This is a genomic window from Mesorhizobium sp. BR1-1-16 (genome assembly GCF_020165495.1).
Taxonomy (GTDB): Bacteria; Pseudomonadota; Alphaproteobacteria; order Rhizobiales; family Kaistiaceae; genus Kaistia.
Genome location: NZ_JAIUIE010000006.1, coordinates 167434 through 184655, shown reverse-complemented (window position 1 = coordinate 184655; position 17222 = coordinate 167434). Strand labels below are relative to the sequence as shown.

Annotated in this window: 19 protein-coding genes; 10 read left to right on the top strand and 9 right to left on the bottom strand. The window is 65.8% G+C overall.

The features are described from left to right. The first annotated feature begins 90 nt into the window (after positions 1 to 90). The 5 genes from hflK to solA all read left to right on the top strand — a co-directional run bounded on the left by hflK (position 91) and on the right by solA (position 5151). On the top strand, positions 91 to 1239 hold the full coding sequence (gene hflK / locus LB518_RS15215; RefSeq protein ID WP_224578370.1) for an FtsH protease activity modulator HflK: 1149 nt from the start codon (positions 91 to 93) through the stop codon (positions 1237 to 1239). Then, on the top strand, positions 1236 to 2195 hold the full coding sequence (gene hflC, locus LB518_RS15210; protein ID WP_224578369.1) for a protease modulator HflC: 960 nt from the start codon (positions 1236 to 1238) through the stop codon (positions 2193 to 2195). The genes hflK and hflC overlap by 4 nt, the downstream gene beginning before the upstream one ends. 19 nt (positions 2196 to 2214) lie before the next feature. Next, positions 2215 to 2400: a DUF2065 domain-containing protein gene (locus LB518_RS15205; protein WP_224578368.1), complete on the top strand. Its 186-nt coding sequence runs from the start codon at positions 2215 to 2217 to the stop codon at positions 2398 to 2400. A 71-nt stretch (positions 2401 to 2471) separates the two neighbouring features. Further along, on the top strand, positions 2472 to 4010 hold the full coding sequence (locus tag LB518_RS15200) for a DegQ family serine endoprotease (RefSeq protein WP_224578367.1): 1539 nt from the start codon (positions 2472 to 2474) through the stop codon (positions 4008 to 4010). A gap of 10 nt (positions 4011 to 4020) precedes the next feature. Further along, positions 4021 to 5151, top strand: coding sequence for an N-methyl-L-tryptophan oxidase (solA, locus tag LB518_RS15195; RefSeq protein WP_224578366.1), 1131 nt, complete (start codon positions 4021 to 4023; stop codon positions 5149 to 5151). Here solA and LB518_RS15190 read toward each other — a convergent pair. Together LB518_RS15190 and serB are read right to left on the bottom strand one after the other, a co-directional pair. Further along, positions 5126 to 5683: a GNAT family N-acetyltransferase gene (locus tag LB518_RS15190; RefSeq protein ID WP_224578365.1), complete on the bottom strand. Its 558-nt coding sequence runs from the start codon at positions 5681 to 5683 to the stop codon at positions 5126 to 5128. The two genes, solA and LB518_RS15190, sit on opposite strands and share 26 nt — an antisense overlap. Continuing rightward, positions 5680 to 6576: a phosphoserine phosphatase SerB gene (gene serB / locus LB518_RS15185; RefSeq protein ID WP_224578364.1), complete on the bottom strand. Its 897-nt coding sequence runs from the start codon at positions 6574 to 6576 to the stop codon at positions 5680 to 5682. The genes LB518_RS15190 and serB overlap by 4 nt, the downstream gene beginning before the upstream one ends. On the opposite strand from serB, the gene miaA reads away from it, so the two are divergent. After that, positions 6575 to 7516, top strand: a complete 942-nt coding sequence (miaA, locus tag LB518_RS15180; protein WP_224578363.1) for a tRNA (adenosine(37)-N6)-dimethylallyltransferase MiaA — start codon at positions 6575 to 6577, stop codon at positions 7514 to 7516. The two genes, serB and miaA, sit on opposite strands and share 2 nt — an antisense overlap. A gap of 27 nt (positions 7517 to 7543) precedes the next feature. On the opposite strand, the gene LB518_RS15175 is transcribed toward miaA, so the two are convergent. From LB518_RS15175 to LB518_RS15165, 3 genes are all read right to left on the bottom strand, one after another. Next, a complete protein-coding gene (locus LB518_RS15175) occupies positions 7544 to 8290 on the bottom strand; it encodes an SDR family oxidoreductase (protein ID WP_224578362.1) in 747 nt (248 codons plus the stop codon). A 278-nt stretch (positions 8291 to 8568) separates the two neighbouring features. Beyond that, positions 8569 to 8910, bottom strand: a complete 342-nt coding sequence (locus tag LB518_RS15170) for an XRE family transcriptional regulator (RefSeq protein ID WP_224578361.1) — start codon at positions 8908 to 8910, stop codon at positions 8569 to 8571. Further along, a complete protein-coding gene (locus LB518_RS15165) occupies positions 8907 to 9305 on the bottom strand; it encodes a type II toxin-antitoxin system RelE/ParE family toxin (RefSeq protein WP_224578360.1) in 399 nt (132 codons plus the stop codon). The genes LB518_RS15170 and LB518_RS15165 overlap by 4 nt, the downstream gene beginning before the upstream one ends. 370 nt (positions 9306 to 9675) lie before the next feature. Here LB518_RS15165 and LB518_RS15160 point away from each other — a divergent pair, with 370 nt between their 5' ends. The 4 genes from LB518_RS15160 to ilvC all read left to right on the top strand — a co-directional run bounded on the left by LB518_RS15160 (position 9676) and on the right by ilvC (position 13901). Then, on the top strand, positions 9676 to 11442 hold the full coding sequence (locus LB518_RS15160; protein ID WP_224578359.1) for an acetolactate synthase 3 large subunit: 1767 nt from the start codon (positions 9676 to 9678) through the stop codon (positions 11440 to 11442). A 38-nt stretch (positions 11443 to 11480) separates the two neighbouring features. Then, positions 11481 to 12020 (top strand): acetolactate synthase small subunit, encoded by a 540-nt coding sequence (gene ilvN, locus LB518_RS15155; protein ID WP_502845835.1) that lies wholly within the window; start codon positions 11481 to 11483, stop codon positions 12018 to 12020. Positions 12021 to 12195: 175 nt separating this feature from the next. Continuing rightward, complete coding sequence (locus tag LB518_RS15150; protein WP_502845837.1) at positions 12196 to 12867, top strand: TetR/AcrR family transcriptional regulator C-terminal domain-containing protein; 672 nt, start codon at positions 12196 to 12198, stop codon at positions 12865 to 12867. A gap of 14 nt (positions 12868 to 12881) precedes the next feature. Further along, positions 12882 to 13901: a ketol-acid reductoisomerase gene (gene ilvC / locus LB518_RS15145; RefSeq protein ID WP_224578356.1), complete on the top strand. Its 1020-nt coding sequence runs from the start codon at positions 12882 to 12884 to the stop codon at positions 13899 to 13901. 76 nt (positions 13902 to 13977) lie between these two features. Here the strand turns inward: ilvC and LB518_RS15140 are convergent, their stop codons facing one another. The 4 genes from LB518_RS15140 to LB518_RS15125 form a co-directional block, all read right to left on the bottom strand. Then, on the bottom strand, positions 13978 to 14460 hold the full coding sequence (locus tag LB518_RS15140) for a GNAT family N-acetyltransferase (RefSeq protein WP_224578355.1): 483 nt from the start codon (positions 14458 to 14460) through the stop codon (positions 13978 to 13980). A 93-nt stretch (positions 14461 to 14553) separates the two neighbouring features. Further along, positions 14554 to 16053 carry an MFS transporter gene (locus tag LB518_RS15135; protein ID WP_224578354.1) on the bottom strand — a complete coding sequence of 500 codons (1500 nt, stop codon included), beginning with the start codon at positions 16051 to 16053 and terminating at the stop codon, positions 14554 to 14556. 66 nt (positions 16054 to 16119) lie between these two features. Beyond that, positions 16120 to 16605 (bottom strand): redox-sensitive transcriptional activator SoxR, encoded by a 486-nt coding sequence (soxR, locus tag LB518_RS15130; protein WP_224578353.1) that lies wholly within the window; start codon positions 16603 to 16605, stop codon positions 16120 to 16122. Positions 16606 to 16748: 143 nt separating this feature from the next. Continuing rightward, positions 16749 to 17201, bottom strand: a complete 453-nt coding sequence (locus LB518_RS15125) for a BA14K family protein (protein ID WP_224578352.1) — start codon at positions 17199 to 17201, stop codon at positions 16749 to 16751. Positions 17202 to 17222: the final 21 nt, after the last annotated feature.

The window sequence follows — 17222 nt, the reverse complement described above, 5'->3', positions numbered from 1 at the left end:
CGGCGGGGGCTTGCCCTGTCGACGTCCCATTGGTCTGCTCGGCGAGGCCATCTGGCCGCGACCGCTGAATTCATCGACGAAGGAGCACAGATGCCCTGGAGCAACCAGACGGGCGGCGGATGGAAGGGAAGCAACAATGGCGGCCCGTGGGGACAAGGTCCCCGCTCGAGCGGCCCCAATCCGCCGGATCTCGAGGAACTCCTTCGCCGCAGCCAGGACAAGCTGAGGCGCGTTTTGCCCGGCCGTGGCGGCAGCGGCTCGGGTGGCGGCTTCAATCCGGTCCTCGTGCTGATCGCGGCGGCGCTGGTCGTCGCCTTCATCGGCTACAATTTCTTCACGTTCCGCGTGGAGGCGGACGAGCAGGGCGTCGTGCTGCGCTTCGGCCAGTATGAGCGTGATGCCAAGCCGGGCCTCAATCTGCGCTGGCCCTATCCGATCGAGACCGTCTACACGCCGCAGGTGACGCGCGTGAACCGCATCACGATCGGCTCGAGCCAGGATGGCGCGACCGCGGGGCGGAATATTCCGCAGGAAAGCCTGATGCTGACCGGCGACGAGAACATCGTCGACATCGATTTCACGGTGTTCTGGGTCATCAACAACGCCCGCGACTATCTCTTCAACATCCAGAATCCAGAAGGCACGGTCCGTGCCATCGCCGAAAGCGCCATGCGCGAGGTGATCGGCCGTTCCGATATCCAGCGCGTGCTGACCGAACAGCGTCTCAGCATCCAGGATTCGGTTCTGGAGCTGATGCAGACGAAGCTCGACCAGTACAAGGCGGGCATCACCGTGACGCAGGTCCAGCTCCTCAACGTGGCCCCGCCGCCTGAGGTCATCGACGCCTTCCGCGATGTGCAGGCCGCGGCCCAGGACCAGGAGCGTCTGCGCAACGAGGCGCAGACTTACGCCAATCGCGTCATTCCCGGCGCACGTGGCCAGGCGTCGCAGACGATCGAGGCGGCGAACGCCTATCGTGACCAGACCATCGCCGTGGCACAGGGACAGGCAGCCCGTTTCGTGAAAGTCTATGAATCCTACAAGCTGGCGCCCGAAGTGACGCGCGAGCGCATGTATCTCGACACCATGGCTGAAATCTTCGGCAAGACCGACAAGGTCATTGTCGACCAGAAGAGCGGCGGCGTCGTGCCGTATCTCCCGCTGCCCGCCTTGTCGGGCGCGCCGGCCCAGCCGGCTACGACCGGCCAGGGCACGACCAGCCAGGGAGCGCAGCCATGAGAGGCGGCTTCTTCGGGGGGCTCGGCCTCGTCATCCTGATCGTCCTGGCGATCGTCGGCTATTCCAGCCTTTTCGTCGTGGACCAGACCCAGCAGGCGCTGGTGCTGCGCTTCGGCGATCCGGTCCGCGTCGTCAGCGAACCCGGCCTCTATGCCAAGGTTCCGCTGGTCGACAATGTCGTGATGATCGACAAGCGGCTGCTGGATATCGACGCGCCGCCGATCGAGGTCATCGCGCGCGATCAGAAGCGCCTCGTCGTCGACGCCTTCGGTCGCTATCGGATTACGAATCCGCTGCTGTTCTATCAGGCGGCGGGTTCGATCGACGTTGCGGAATCGCGGCTCTCTGTGATCCTCAATTCTGCGATCCGCGGCGCCGTCGGACAGATGGACTTCGCGAATATCGTGCGTGAAGGCCGTGCGGGGCTGATGGAGTCGATCACCCGTTCGGTCAATGCGGAAGGGCGGCAGCTCGGTGTCGACGTCGTCGACGTGCGCATCCGCCGTGCCGACCTGCCGGCGGAAAACAGCGCCGCCGTGTTCCAGCGCATGCAGACAGAGCGGCAGCGCGAGGCGACCGACATCCGCTCACGCGGCGAGCAGGAAGCCCGCACGATCCGTGCGCAGGCTGATCGTCAGGCCACGGTTATCGTCGCCGACGCCAACCGGCAGGCGGACGTATTGCGCGGTGATGGCGATGCCCAGGCCAACCGCGTATTCGCGGATGCGTTCAATCAGGATAAGGACTTCTTCGGCTTCTATCGTTCGATGCAGGCCTATATCGACGGCCTGAAGGGTGAAAACACCCGCATCGTCATCTCGCCGGAAATGCCCTTCTTCCGCTATCTGAACGACCCGTCGATCCTGCCGCCGCCCGCTCCGGCGCCGGCCGCTGCGGCCCCGGCTCCTGCGGTTCCCGCGCCCCCGGCCGCAACGCCGGCGCCCGCCCAGCCTTGACTGGCAGAGCGCTCCGCCGATGAACGACGTCGTCGCGGCATTCGGCCTCGTGCTCGTTATCGAGGGCGTCCTTTATGCCGCGGCGCCGATGGTCGCGAAGGCGATGATGAAACAGGGGCTGGCCGTTCCCGACGGCCAGCTCCGCGCCATGGGCCTCATCGTGCTCGCGGCCGGTGTCGGTGTCGTCTGGCTCGCACGGTTTTGACCCCTCGGCCTTGTGTCCGCGCGCCCTAGATTGCCTTATGCTCATTGGGGGCATGTATGGAGACCGACACGATGCCAGTTGCCAGTCATCCGGTCATGCCTTTGCGGCGGCGCCTTGCCGGCGGCTTTGCGCGTGCCGTCCTTGCGGCCACGATCGCCGCGTTGACGGTGGCGGCCGGCCCGGCGCATGCCACCGGTCCGGCCTCAGTCGCCGATCTTGCCGAAGGCCTGCTCGATTCCGTCGTCAACATCTCGACGTCGCAGACGGTGGAAGGCACCCGCGGCATGCCTGCGCCGCAGACGCCGGAAGGGCTGCCGTTCCAGGAGTTCTTCAACGACTTCTTCAAGAAGCCGAAGGGCGGCAGCGATGCGGAGCCGCCGAAGCGGCGCGTTCAGTCGCTCGGTTCCGGCTTCGTCGTCGATGCCTCCGGCATCATCATCACCAATAATCACGTCATCGAGGATGCCGACGAGATCGTCGCCAATTTCTCCGATGGCTCGAAGCTGACAGCGACACTGCTCGGGAAGGACGACAAGACGGATATCGCCGTCCTGCAGGTGAAGCCCAATCCGCAGAAGCCGCTCAAGGCGCTGCGCTTTGGCGACAGCGACAAGATGCGTGTCGGCGACTGGGTGATGGCGATCGGCAATCCGTTCGGCCTCGGCGGAACGGTGACGATCGGCATCGTCTCGGCCCGCAACCGCGACATCAATTCCGGCCCTTATGACGATTTCATCCAGACCGACGCCGCCATCAATCGCGGCAATTCGGGCGGCCCGCTGTTCAACATGGACGGCGAGGTCATCGGCATCAACACGGCGATCATCTCGCCCTCGGGCGGCTCGATCGGCATCGGATTCGCAATCCCGTCCGATGCAGCCCTTCATGTCGTCGACCAGCTGCGCAAATATGGCGAGACCCGGCGTGGCTGGATCGGCGTGCGCATCCAGCAGGTGACGGACGAGATCGCCTCCAGCCTCTCGATGGGTCCGGCGCGCGGCGCGCTCGTCGCGGGTGTGACCGAGAAGGGACCGGCGGCCGAGGCCAAGATCGAGCCCGGCGACGTCATCATCTCCTTCAACGGCAAGCCAATCACCGAAATGCGTGATCTGCCGCGCCTCGTCGCCGATACGTCGATCGACGACGTCGTCGATGTCGTCGTTGTCCGCAAGGGCGCCGAGGTGACATTGAAGGTGAAGGTCGGCCGCATGACCGAGGCGGCGGAAGCGGCGGCCGACGCCGAGGCCAAGGACACGCCCGGCGGTCCTGACATGCCCGCGCCTGAGCCGGACAAGCCGCTCGTCGCGCCGGGACCGACGCTCGGCCTCATGCTGTCAAAGCTGACCGATGCGCTGCGCAGCCAGTACACGATCAGCAAGGATGTGAACGGCGTCGTGGTGACGAGCGTCGCTCCCGGAAGCAGCGCCGCCGAGAAGGGTATCCTGCCCGGCGAGGTGGTGGTCGAGATCGGGCAGGAACCGGTCGAGAAGCCCGAGGATGTGACGGCCCGCATCGCGGCGCTCAAGAAGGAAGGCCAGTCGGTGGCGCAACTGCTCATCGCCAATGCGGCCGGCGAATTGCGCTTCGTCACCATCAGCATCGACGAATAGGCGCGCCAGGATGGCTGCCTATGACGTGATCGTGGTCGGGCTGGGCGGCATGGGTTCGTCCGCCTGCTGGCAGCTGGCGCGCCGCGGCGAGCGCGTGCTCGGGATCGAGCGTTTCGATATCGGCCACCAGATGGGCTCGTCGCACGGGTTCAACCGCATCATCCGCCTCGCTTATTTCGAGCATCCCGCCTATGTGCCGCTGCTTCGGCGCGCCTATGCGCTCTGGCGGGAAACGGAAGGGCTCGCCGGCGAGCAACTGCTGTTCATCACCGGCTCGCTCGATGCCGGGCCGGCCGGCTCGCGCGTCGTCGAGGGATCGCTGGCCTCCTGCGCCGAGCATGGGCTCGAGCATGCGTTGCTCGATGCGGCCAGCGTCAATGCCCGCTTTCCGGGCTATCGCCTGCCGGCGGGCCATGAGGCCGTCTATCAAGGCGAGGGCGGGTTCGTTGCCTCGGAGCGGGCGATCCTTGCCCATCTGTCGCTCGCCATCGGCGCCGGCGCTGAGATCCATGCGCGCGAAAAGGTTATCGCCGTCGAGCCCGGCAATGGCCGCGTCACAGTCGTGACGGATCGTGGTCGCTACGAGGCGGGCCGGGTCGTCGTCTCCGCCGGCGGCTGGATTTCAGATCTTGTACCCGAGCTCGCCGGCAAGGCCGTCGCCGAGCGGCAGGTGCTCGGCTGGTTCCAGCCGAAACAACCCGAACTCTTTGCGCCCGCGCGCTTCCCGGTCTCGAACCTCCTCACCGAGGAGGGGCATTTCTATCAGTTTCCGAGCTGGGGCATTCCGGGCTTCAAGATCGGGCTCTATCACCATTTGCATGAGCACGGCCATCCCGATGCGCTTTCGCGCGAGCCGACGGAGGCCGACGAGGCGCTGCTTCGCCGCGCGGTGGCGCGCTATTTCCCGGAAGCCGACGGTCCGACGCTCCGGCTCGCCGCCTGTCTCTTCACCAACACGGCGGACGAGCATTTCGTGATCGACCGGGCGAACGGCGCACCCGAGGTGATTGTCGCCTCGCCCTGTTCGGGTCATGGCTTCAAGTTCGCCTCGGTCGTCGGCGAGATACTGGCCGATCTCGCCACCGACCGGACGCCGCCCTTCGATCTCAGCCTGTTCAGCCTTGCGCGGCTCGCTGACTGAAGGCATCCGCCTTCAGCCGATAGAGCACATGCGGGCGCAGCGGATGACCTGCTGCGATGCTCGGATGATCGAAATCGTCGGCGGGATCGCGCGTCATGCCGAGGCGTTCCATGACGCGGCGGGACGGTTGGTTGCCGACAAAGGTGAAGGCAACGATCTCCGGCAATCCCAGCGTTTCGAAGCCATAGACGAGCCAACCATTGGCGGCTTCGGAGGCATAGCCCTTGCCCCAATGATGCTTGGCGAGCCGCCAGCCGATCTCGACGGCCGGGGCGGACGGCATCTCCGGCTTGACCTCGGCCATGCCGACGACGCCGACGAGATCGCCGCTCGCCTTTTCCTCGACCGCCTGGAAGCCGAGGCCGCTGTCCACGGCGGCCGAGACGCGCGCCATATAGGCGGCCGTCTCCTCGCGCGTGTAGAGCGCCGGGAAGAAGCGCATCACCTCGGGATCGGAGTTGAGCGCGAAGAAGGGATCGAGATCACGATCCTCCCAGGGCCGCAGGATCAGGCGTTCCGTCTCTGCTCTCACGTGACGAACTCCGTCCGGCGATAGCCCTGCGCAAACAGCAGCGCGGTCAGGTCGGTGTGCTCGATGCGCGCGTCGGCTTCGGCTGCGACCTTCGGCTTGGCGCGGAAGGCGACGCCGAGCCCGGCGGCGCGGATCATCTGGAGGTCGTTGGCACCATCGCCAATGGCGAGCGTTTCGTGTCGCTCCAGCTTCAGCTTGCGCGAAAGCTCCATCAGCGCCGAAAGTTTCGCCTCCTGGCCGAGGATCGGCTCGGTGACCGTGCCCGTGAGAAATCCGTTCGCGTGCTCAAGCTGATTGGCGCGGTTCTCGTCGAAGCCGATCATGGCCGCCACCGGGCCGGTGAACAGCGTGAAGCCGCCCGAGACCAGCGCTGCATAGCCGCCATGGGCCCGCATGGTGCGCACCAGTTCCGGCCCGCCGGCGGTGAGGCGGATGCGGCTCGCCAGCACCTCGTCGATGACCGAAAGCGGCAGGCCCTTCAAGAGCGCGACGCGCTCGCGCAGCGCCGGCTCGAACGCGATTTCGCCGCGCATCGCGCGCTCGGTGATCGCCGCGACGAAAGGCTTCAGCCCGGCCATGTCGGCGAGCTCGTCGATGCATTCCTGGCCAATCATGGTCGAGTCCATATCGGCGACGATCAGTCGCTTCCGCCGCTCCGCCGCTTTCTGCACCACGACATCGACGGGCAGGCCTGCGATCACGGCCTCGATCGACGCGGTCTCGCCGCCGGCCGGGAAGGGGAGGTCGACGGCCTCGCCCTCCGACAGCCAGTCCGGCGTTCCGGCGCCGGGAAGTTGCGCGGCCTCGGCAAGCACGGCGGCAAGGTCTGCGCCCGCATCCACCCGTGCTATGAACGTGGCGACCAGCGGGACGGAAGCGGCAGAAGCGTTCATGCGAGACCTTGGTGTCGTTGAGGAGGCAGGCATTGCCAGCCTCCTGGAAAACGGGAGAAAACCGCGCGCCGTCCTGATAGCGGGGCCGACGGCGAGCGGCAAGTCGGCGCTGGCGCTCGAGCTCGCCGAGCGGCATGGCGGCACGATCATCAACGCTGATTCGATGCAGGTCTATGGCGAGCTGCGCGTCCTCACGGCCCGCCCGCCCTTGGCCGAGACGGCGCGGGCGCCGCATCGGCTTTATGGCCATATCGCGGCCGCCGAACGCTATACGGTCGCCCGTTGGCGTGCCGATGTCGCGGCGGTGCTTGCCGAGACGGAGGCGGCGGGGCGGCTGCCGATCATTACCGGCGGCACAGGGCTTTATTTCAAGGCGCTGACGGAAGGGCTCTCGGCCGTGCCGGCCATCCCCGAGCCGCTGCGGCAGGCGCTCGACACGGAGGCGAATGAAGCGGGCGTCCCGGCGCTGCATGCGCGGCTCGCGGCGCTCGATCCGGAAGGCGCGGCGCGGCTTTCGCCGAACGACCGCACGCGCGTGCTGCGCGCGCTCGAAGTGGTGGAGGCCACCGGCCGACCACTCGCCGCCTTCCAGTCGGACGATGGCTTGCCGCCACTGATCGCGGCCGGGGAGGCGGTCCGCCTCGTCATCGAACCGGACCGCGTCACGCTCTATGAGCGCATCAACAGGCGCTTCGACCAGATGGTCGAGGCTGGCGCCATCGAGGAGGCGAGGGCGCTGCTGGCGCTCGGCCTCGACCCAAACCTCCCGGCGATGAAGGCGATCGGCGTCAAGGAGTTCGGTTCATATCTGCGGGGCGAACAGTCGCTCGACGCCGCCATCGACGAGGCCAAGATGCAGACAAGGCGCTACGCCAAGCGGCAGGGGACGTGGTTCAGGAACCAGATGGGCGATTGGGGACGTGTGGCGGCTCCGCGCTGACGTCTGGCGTTGCACGCGTTGAGGCCGCTAGAGAATGCTGAGGCCGCCGTCGATGATGAGCTCGCTGCCGACGACGAACCGGGCCTCGTCCGAGGCGAGGAACAGGACGGCATTGGCGACTTCGACGGCCTGACCGAACCGGCCGGCCGGAACCATCGCGACCACCGCCTTGGCCCGCGCGGCGCTCGCCGCCTCGTCGAGGCCGAGCTTGTTGTTGAGCGGCGTATCGATCGGGCCGGGGCTGACGACATTCGCCCGGATGCCGCGCCCGATCAATTCGCCGGACAAGGTTCGCGCCAGCGAGATCATGCCGGCTTTCGCGGCCGAATAGATGCTGGTCGCGGGCATGCCGAGATGCGCGTTGATCGATCCAGACAAAATGATCGACGCCGGATCGGCGAAGATCGGCAGCAGCGCCTGGATGAGGAAATAGGGGCCCTTCAGATCGATCGCGATCGAACGGTCGAAGCCCTGCTCGTCCCAGGCCTCGATCGGCCGCATATCGGCGACACCGGCATTGAGGAAAGCGATGTCGAGCTTGCCGAAGGCCTCGCCGAGGCGGACGGCGATGTCAGCCTGCGCGGCGACGTCACCCGCATCTGACTGCAGCACCAGCGCGTCCGGCCCGAGCGTCGCCCGCGCGGCGTCGATGCCCTTCTGGCTCGTCCCGGTCACCGCGACACGCGCGCCTTCCTCGATGAACCGCTGCGCCGTGACAAGCCCGATCCCGCTCGTCCCGCCGGTGATCAACGCGGTCTTGCCGGAGAGTCGCATGGGAAGTCTCCCTCGCCGAAGCGGCCCGGAACGGGGTTCGGCTGCCGGTCGGCAGAATGAGGCCGAACCGGATGGGGCGCAACAGGGAGTTGTGGTGGGAGAGAAATGGGCGTTTTCGATGAGGCGCGCGCGTTGGTGGAGGGTGCGGCACGGGCACGTCAGCGACGAAGGTGATTTGTCTCATGGAATTAGGCCGAGGTCACGGGCGAGCTGTCGCTGGGACCAGCCATCAGTAATGCGACTGGCGGCCATCGACCGGCTGCCGTTCGGCTCGCTGGCTAGCGTCCGGAAGGATCGCGGGGCTCGCCCAACTCGCTGAAATTGGTGATTGCCACATTTACGTCCGGAAACCTCGCGGTGATCTCCAATGTCCCCCCCAAGGCTTCGACATAGCGGCGGAGATTGCTGACATACATGTCGGTGCGCCGCTCCATTTTGGCGACGGCAGGTTGCCCAACGTGAAGGGCAGCCGCAAGATCCTCCTGCGACTTTTCCCGAGCCTGCCGGAGCTCATGCAGCGCCATGTCGCGAAGCATGGTTTGCGCCGCCTCGGCGTTCCGCGCCTGACGCTCCGCCGACAAATGGGCGCGCAGCTCCTTGAATGGGCGACGTCCGGTCATGGGATCAAACCCTCTTTCTTGAGTTCGTCGATATGCGTGTCATAAAGCGCATCTGCGACTGGCACCGTCCGCTCATAGAAGCGGTCGTCGCCTGCTTTATTGCCTCCGACCAGGAGGATCGCCGCTCGTCTCGGATCGAAGGCATAAAAGATGCGGTAAGGATGGCCCCCGCTCTGCACCCGCAACTCACGCATGTGATCATGACGTGAGCTTTCGATACCGGATGAATGCGGGAACGGCAGCTGAGGGCCCTTGACTTCCAGCACGCCGACCAAGCGGTCGATATCGTCCTGGACGGCTTCGTTCAGCGTTCCAAACCATGCGCCGAATTCATCTGTGTATTCGACAGCCCAAACCATATCGTCATGATATATTCCATTGACGGAATAAGGCAAGATTATTCCGTCGACGGCATGTCCGCGTTGCGATGCTGGTCGGCCGGACAAGCGCTCTGCCGAGCGGCGCGCCGCGGTTGCTAATTTCCTTTCCCCTGCTATCCCTCACGCGCAACTTTCTTCCGCGCCCCCCTTGACGCTCCTCGCCATCGGGCGTAAACAGCACGTCCAATCGAAATGGAGACGGCCGGACATGATCCGCGTCACGACGATCGTAGTACTTAGGGAGCGCACTGCCTGATGGCCTCATAGCCGTCACGTTTGGTAGTGCGCGTTTGCAGGCCCCCCTCAGGGGCCTTTTTTATTGCCCTGATGAACTTGAGACGAACACACGGATACGGCGGAGCCGGTCCGGATACGGAGCGAAGCGATGACACGGCAGATGACGGGCGCGGAGATGATCGTCCAGGCATTGATCGACCAGGGCGTCGAGCATCTTTTCGGCTATCCGGGCGGCGCCGTTCTCCCGATCTATGACGAATTGTTCCAGCAGGACAAGATTCAGCACATCCTGGTGCGCCACGAGGCCGGCGCCGGCCATGCGGCCGAGGGCTATGCGCGCTCGACCGGCAAGGTCGGTGTCGCGCTGGTCACCTCCGGCCCCGGCGCGACAAATATGGTGACGCCGCTCACCGATGCGCTGATGGATTCGATCCCGATGGTCTGCATCACCGGCCAGGTCGCGACGCATCTGATCGGATCGGACGCCTTCCAGGAGGCCGATACGGTCGGCATCACCCGGCCGTGCACCAAGCACAACTGGCTGGTCAAGGACGTCAACGATCTCGGCCGTATCCTGCATGAAGCGTTCTATGTCGCGCGCTCGGGCCGTCCGGGCCCTGTCGTCGTCGATGTTCCGAAGGACGTCCAGTTCGCGACCGGCACCTATGAGGGCCCGGCCCGCGTCGAGCACAAGACCTATCATCCGCAGGTTCGCGGCGATCAGGGCGCGATCCGCGCCGCGGTCGAGATGATCGCCAAGGCGAAGAAGCCGATCTTCTATACCGGCGGCGGCGTCGTGAATTCCGGCCCCGAGGCGACGCGCCTGCTGCGCGAACTGGTCCGCCTCTCCGGCATTCCGATCACTTCGACGCTGATGGGTCTCGGCGCCTATCCGGCAAGCGACAAGCAGTGGCTCGGCATGCTCGGCATGCACGGCACCTTCGAGGCCAACAATGCGATGCATGACTGCGATGTCATGATCGCGGTCGGCGCGCGTTTCGACGACCGCATCACGGGCCGTCTCGACGCGTTCTCGCCGGGCTCGAAGAAGATCCAGATCGATATCGATCCGTCCTCGCTCAACAAGAATGTCCGCGTCGATATCGGCATCATCGGCGATGTCGGCAATGTGCTGGAGGAGATGGTCCGGCTCTGGCGTGAGGGCAAGCACGCCATCGACGCGCCGGCTCTGAAGGGCTGGTGGGGCGAGATCGATCGCTGGCGCGCGCGCAAGAGCCTCGGCTATCGCCAGAGCGGCCAGACGATCATGCCGCAATATGCGATCGAGACGCTCTACAAGAAGACGCGCGGCCGCGACACCTACATCACGACCGAAGTCGGCCAGCACCAGATGTGGGCGGCGCAGTATTTCGGCTTCGAGGAGCCGAACCGCTGGATGACCTCGGGCGGTCTCGGCACCATGGGCTATGGCCTGCCGGCGGCGATCGGCGTGCAGGCGGCGCATCGCGATGCGCTGGTTATCGATATCGCCGGCGATGCCTCGATCCTGATGAATATCCAGGAGATGTCGACGGCGATCCAGCACGAGCTGCCGGTCAAGGTGTTCATCCTGAACAACCAGTATATGGGCATGGTGCGCCAGTGGCAGCAGCTGTTGCATGGCAACCGGCTGTCGCATTCCTACACCGACGCGCTGCCTGATTTCGTGAAGCTCGCCGAGGCCTATGGCGGCGTCGGCATCCGCTGCGAGAAGGTTTCCGAACTCGACGGCGCGATCGACGAGATGCTGGCAACCGACAAGCCTGTGCTGTTCGATTGCCGCGTCGCCAATCTCGCCAATTGCTTCCCGATGATCCCTTCGGGCAAGGCGCATAACGAGATGCTGCTGTCGGAAGACGCCACCGACGAGGTGATCGCCACCGCTATCGACGAAGAGGGCAAGGCTCTCGTCTGAGCATTCGCCGTCCGTCACGGGAAACAATGGAGAAGAACATGCAGCCCGGATCGGTCTATGCGATCAAGGAAGGCAAGGACGCCGTCGAGCAGCACACGCTGTCGATCCTGGTCGACAATGAGCCCGGCGTGCTTGCGCGCGTCATCGGCCTGTTTTCGGGGCGCGGCTACAATATCGAGAGCCTGACGGTTTCCGAGACGGAACATCTGAAGCATCGCTCGCGCATCACGATCGTGACGCGCGGCTCGCCGGCCGTGATCGAGCAAATCAAGGCGCAGCTTGGCCGGCTCGTTCCGGTGCATCGCGTCATCGATCTCAGCGTCGAGAGCAAGGCGATCGAACGCGAGCTGATGCTGATCAAGGTGCGCGGCTCGGGCGAGCATCGCAGCGAGGCGCTGCGCCTCGCCGAGGCCTTCCGCGCCCGCGTCATCGACGCGACCACGGAGAGCTTCGTGTTCGAGCTGACGGGCAAGACTGACAAACTCGACCAGTTCATCATCCTGATGCAGCCGCTCGGCCTGGTCGAGGTCTCGCGCACCGGCGTTGCCGCCATCGCCCGCGGGCCCGAAGTGACGTGAGGGACAGCCGCTGCGCGGTCGAATGCGCAGCGGCTCTTGACGGGGAGGGCGCGCTCCCTTAATCGTCCTGGACAGAACCGTACGGTACGGTACGCTGCAATGCAGCATGCGGAGCCGCGTTGCGGGCGAAGGATGCCGGGCGCGATTGTTCGGCAGGAGCGGATCGTTGGAACAGATTTCGGCAGCGGCGACGGACGGCTATTCGGCTCGGCAGAATGCCGTGCTCGAAAGCGCGCTGGCGCTGCTCGTCGAGGGTGGCGAGCGGGCGCTGACGACGGCCGGCGTCGCGCGGGCGGCCAATTGCTCCAAGGAGAGCCTCTACAAATGGTTCGGTGATCGCGACGGTCTTCTGGCCGCGATGATCACTTTCCAGTCGTCGAAAGTGCGGGCCGAACCGCGGCCGGTCGGGGAGGCGGGCCTGCCGGCCTTGCGCGCCCAGCTCATCGGCATCGCGGCCAATCTTCTGCGCGTTCTGGCGGGCGATGTTTCGATCGCGCTCAACCGCCTTGCCATCGGACAGGCGCGTCGCGACGCGGCCGATCTCGGCCATCTCGTGCTCGAGCATGGCCGCCGGCCTATCGAGACGCGGCTCTCGGCGCTGCTGGACAGCGGCCGCGATGGCGGGCTGCTCGCGTTCGACGATACGCGCGAAGCCTATGCGACGCTTTATGGCCTCATCGTGCGCGACCGGCATGTGCGCCTGCTTCTCGGCGACAGCCTCGGTGACCAGTCGCCCGCCGCGCGCGCGGAAGAGGCGATCGACCAGTTCCTCCGCCTTTACGGCGCGGAAGAGACTACCGGACCGGCCCCAGAGAGGGCCGGCGCGGGAAACGAACGGACGGGATAGAAAGGACACAAATCATGCGCGTCTATTACGATCGCGATGCCGATCTCAACCTCATCAAGTCGAAGAAGGTTGCGATCATCGGCTATGGCAGCCAAGGCCGCGCCCATGCGCTGAACCTCAAGGATTCCGGCGCCAAGGAGCTCGCGGTCGCGCTGCGTCCGGGCTCGACCACGGCGCTGAAGGCTGAAGCCGACGGCTTCAAGGTCATGTCGGTTGCCGAAGCAGCCAAGTGGGCCGACCTGATGATGATGGCGACGCCGGATGAGCTCCAGGCCGACATCTACAAGTCCGAGATCGCCCCGAACATCCGTGACGGCGCGGCGATCGCCTTCGCGCACGGCCTCAATGTGCATTTCTCGCTCATCGAGCCGAAGAAGACCGTCGACGTCGTGATGATCGCGCCGAAGGGCCCGGGCCACACCGTGCGCGGCGAATACCAGAAGGGCGGCGGCGTGCCCTGCCTCGTGGCCGTTGCGCAGGACGCTTCGGGCAATGCGCTCGATCTCGCGCTGTCCTACGCTTGCGGCGTTGGCGGTGGCCGTTCGGGCATCATCGAGACGACCTTCCGCGAGGAATGCGAGACGGATCTGTTCGGCGAGCAGGTCGTGCTCTGCGGCGGTCTGGTCGAGCTGATCCGCGCCGGCTTCGAGACGCTGGTCGAGGCGGGCTATGCCCCCGAGATGGCCTATTTCGAGTGCCTGCACGAAGTGAAGCTGATCGTTGACCTCATCTATGAGGGCGGCATCGCCAACATGAACTACTCGATCTCGAACACCGCCGAGTGGGGCGAATATGTCTCGGGTCCGCGCATCATCACGCCGGAAACCAAGGCCGAGATGAAGCGCGTCCTCACCGACATCCAGACCGGCAAGTTCACGTCCGACTGGATGCAGGAATACAAGGCCGGCGCCGCCCGCTTCAAGGCGATCCGCCGCAACAATGACAGCCACCAGATCGAGGCCGTCGGCGAGCAGTTGCGCGGCATGATGCCGTGGATTGCCAAGAACAAGCTGGTCGACAAGGCCCGCAACTAAGCTTCGAAAAGCGGCCGCGCGCTCCGATCGGCGTGCGCGGCCGCCTTCCTGTTCTTGAGGCGCTGCCCGAGCGTCGTCAGGCGCCCAGCTTCAGGCGGAAGAAGATCGTCCGCTCGATCGGCGTCTTGTAATAGGGTGGGATTTCCTCGAAGCCGGCCGAGCGGTAGAGCGCGATTGCCGCCGCAAGTTCCGGAAGCGTGTCGAGCACGATCTCGCGGGCACCAAGCTTTCTCGCTTCGACCAAAATCGCGTCAAGCAGCGCGCGGCCCAGGCCGAGGCCGCGGCCCGCCGGCGCGACATACATCCGCTTCATCTCGACGACATCAGGCGCAAACGGCCTGAGTGCTACGCAGCCGAGCGCCAATCCGTCAGCGTCCCGGGCGAGCAGCAGCGCTCCATCGGGAGGGCCATACTGGCCGGGAAGCCCGGCCAATTCGCCACTGAAATCCTGATAGGCGAGATCGATGCCGAGCGAGGCTGCATAAGCCACGAACAGGCGTGCGACATCGGCAAGTTCAGCCGGCTTCCTGGCCGTGACGATCTCGAATGGCGATGACATGACGGCCTCCTGCAGCCTCGAAATGCGACCCTAGCGGCCTCTATGCGGCAATGCTCCGGTCGCCGGCAATCCCCGGAAGGTCGCCGGAAACCGCTATGTCGCGGTCGCCCTGACGCCGGCGACCTTGCCGGCAGAAAGATGGGCGATGCGCAGGACAAGCAGGATGGCGAGCGCCGGCGCGACGGCCGAGCCGACGCCAAGCCAGAGAGCCGCGCTTGCAGCGCCCACCGCGCCGCCCGGATCGGCAAAGCCGGCGAGGTTGGCGCTCATGCCGCCCGCCGCTGTGCCAAGCGCACCCGCGAAGAGCTGCACGGTCGTCATCCCACCCGATGCGACATCCTGCTCGGCTTCCGGTGCATATTGATAGACGCGGGTCACGAGGCATGGCCAGGCCATGCCGATGCCGAAGCCCATGAGGAACAGCGCCGCGCCGACCGGGATGACGACCAGCAGCGCGCCGTCGCTCTTGATCGGCATGAACAGGCCGAAAAGGACGGTGCCGACAAGGACGAGCAGCAGGCCGGCGAGGATGAGGCGCCCGCCATCACCACGGCGAAGGCGTACGCTGGCAGCCGTCCCCGCGGTCCAGCCGACGGCCATGAGAGCCGCGAAATAGCCGGCGAGGAGCGGCGACTGCCCGTGCAGCGTCTGCAACAGGTAGGGCACGAAAATCTCCGGCTGCATGGCCATCATCAGCAACGCGATCGTCAGATAGACGACGCCGAGGGGAGAGGCGAGGCTGAACGAGCCCTTCGGCAGGAGTCGCGCGCCGGTGCCGCGTTCGGCGCGTCCGATCAGCGCCGTCAGGAGGATCGCCATGGCGAGGCCAGCGACATTCAGCAGCCGATCCGGCGAAAGGCTGCTTGCCGAGACCACCAGCACGGCAGCGGCGAGCAGGACGAGTTGCAGCCAGGCGACGGGCGCCGCTTTGCCGCGGGTCGCGCTCTTGCCCGGCAGCTTGGCTCCCGCCAGCACGACGAAGAGCGCCACGAAGGGCAGCAGCGACCAGAACGCCGCGCGCCAGGCGCCATATTCCGCGAAGATGCCGCCAATTGCCGGGCCGATCAGCGTCGCGACGCCGAAGGTTGCCGATATGAGGCCGACAGCCCGTCCCCAAAGGTGTTGCGGAAGAACGATGCGGGTGACCGCATAGGCGAGCGCATACAGAAATCCGCCGCCCACGCCCTGAACGGCACGCCCGACCAGCATCACGGGCATGCTCGGTGCCAGCGCAGCGATCAGCGTACCGCAGCCGAAAAACAGCGCCGCCACGACATAGGCGCCGCGTGGCCCGAAGCCGCGCAACAACTTGGCGGTCATCGCGGCCGCGAGTATCGACGCAACCACGAACAGCGTCGTTGCCCAGGCATAGACATCGAGCCCGCCAATATCGGCGACGACCGATGGCATGACGGTGGCGGTCAGGAAGATGTTGACGGCATGGAGAACGACGCCGCCGGTCAGCGCGGCCGCATACATGGCGTTGGCGCCCGAGAACAGGCCTTCGGCGTTTGCTGGCTGCGGATGCTGTCCGCTGTCCGCGCGTCCCGCGAAAGGCTGCTTGCCAGAGTCTTGGGGGGTCGTGTCTTGCATGATATCGCCCAGGGCCATTGGTCAGGGCCAATCTTGTAGAACCTCAACCAATATCGAGGTCAAGGCTCACGGCCGGCCGGCACGTGATTCTTTGCCGCGTGATGACGTCCTGAAGAGACGCGCGCCGGGCCCTTCTTCGGCCGCAGCGTCGCCAGGATTACGGAGCGGGCAATCGGCGGTGGACAGGCATCCGCACCCGATGCAGCCCGTCAGTTGATCGCGAAGACGGGTGAGGAGGGTGATACGCTCATCGAGTTCCGCGCGCCAGTCGGTCGCGAGCGCTGCCCATTCGGCCAAGGTGACGGGACGTTCGCGCGGCAGCTTTTCAAGCCGCGCCTTGATCTGCGCCAGCGGGACGCCTGTCTGCTGGCCGACGCGGATAATGGCGATCACGCGCAGCACGGAGCGGGGAAAGCGCCGCTGGTTGCCGGTTGTACGATGGCTCTGGATCAGCCCTTGGGCTTCATAGAAATGCAGCGTGGAGACCGGCACGCCCGCGCGGCGTGCGACCTGGCCGACCGACAATTCGCTGGGTGCCCTGTCGGTTGGCATGAGCGGGTATTCCATTGCTTCGAGGGCAGCGCGCGGAACGTTACCCCAACATTAGTTGAGGTTCTATCGTCACCCGCCGTGACGCCCAAAAAGAAAGACCCGCGCCTTGCGGGCGCGGGTCTCGATATCCGAAGGCGAGTCAGTCAGTAGGAGCCGACGCAGCGATAGGCGCGGCCGTCATAGCCGACGAAGGTGTCGGTGGCCGGGCTGTAGCTGCGATAACGGTCCTGGCAATATGCGACATGGCTGCGCCAGGCGACGCCGGCGGGCGGCGGAACTTCATAGCCATAGCGCGGCTGCGAGGCGATCGCGGCGCCGACTCCAAGGCCGAGCAGCGCGCCGGCAGCCGCAGCCGCGCCGGGATTGCCGACCCAGCCGCCATAATAGCCGCCACGGTAGCCCGGACCGTAATAATAGCGGCCGCCGCCGCCCCAGCCGGGACGACCCCAGCCGGGACGTCCCCAGCCTGGCCCATAGCCCGGACCGCCGCGCCAGCCGGGGCCGCCCCGCCAATCGGCGGAGGCAGTTGTGGCCGTTGCAGCCACGGCGCCGAGCCCGATCACGGCCGCCAGGGCCGCGGTAATCAAGCGCTTCATGACCAGTCTCCTCTTTGACGA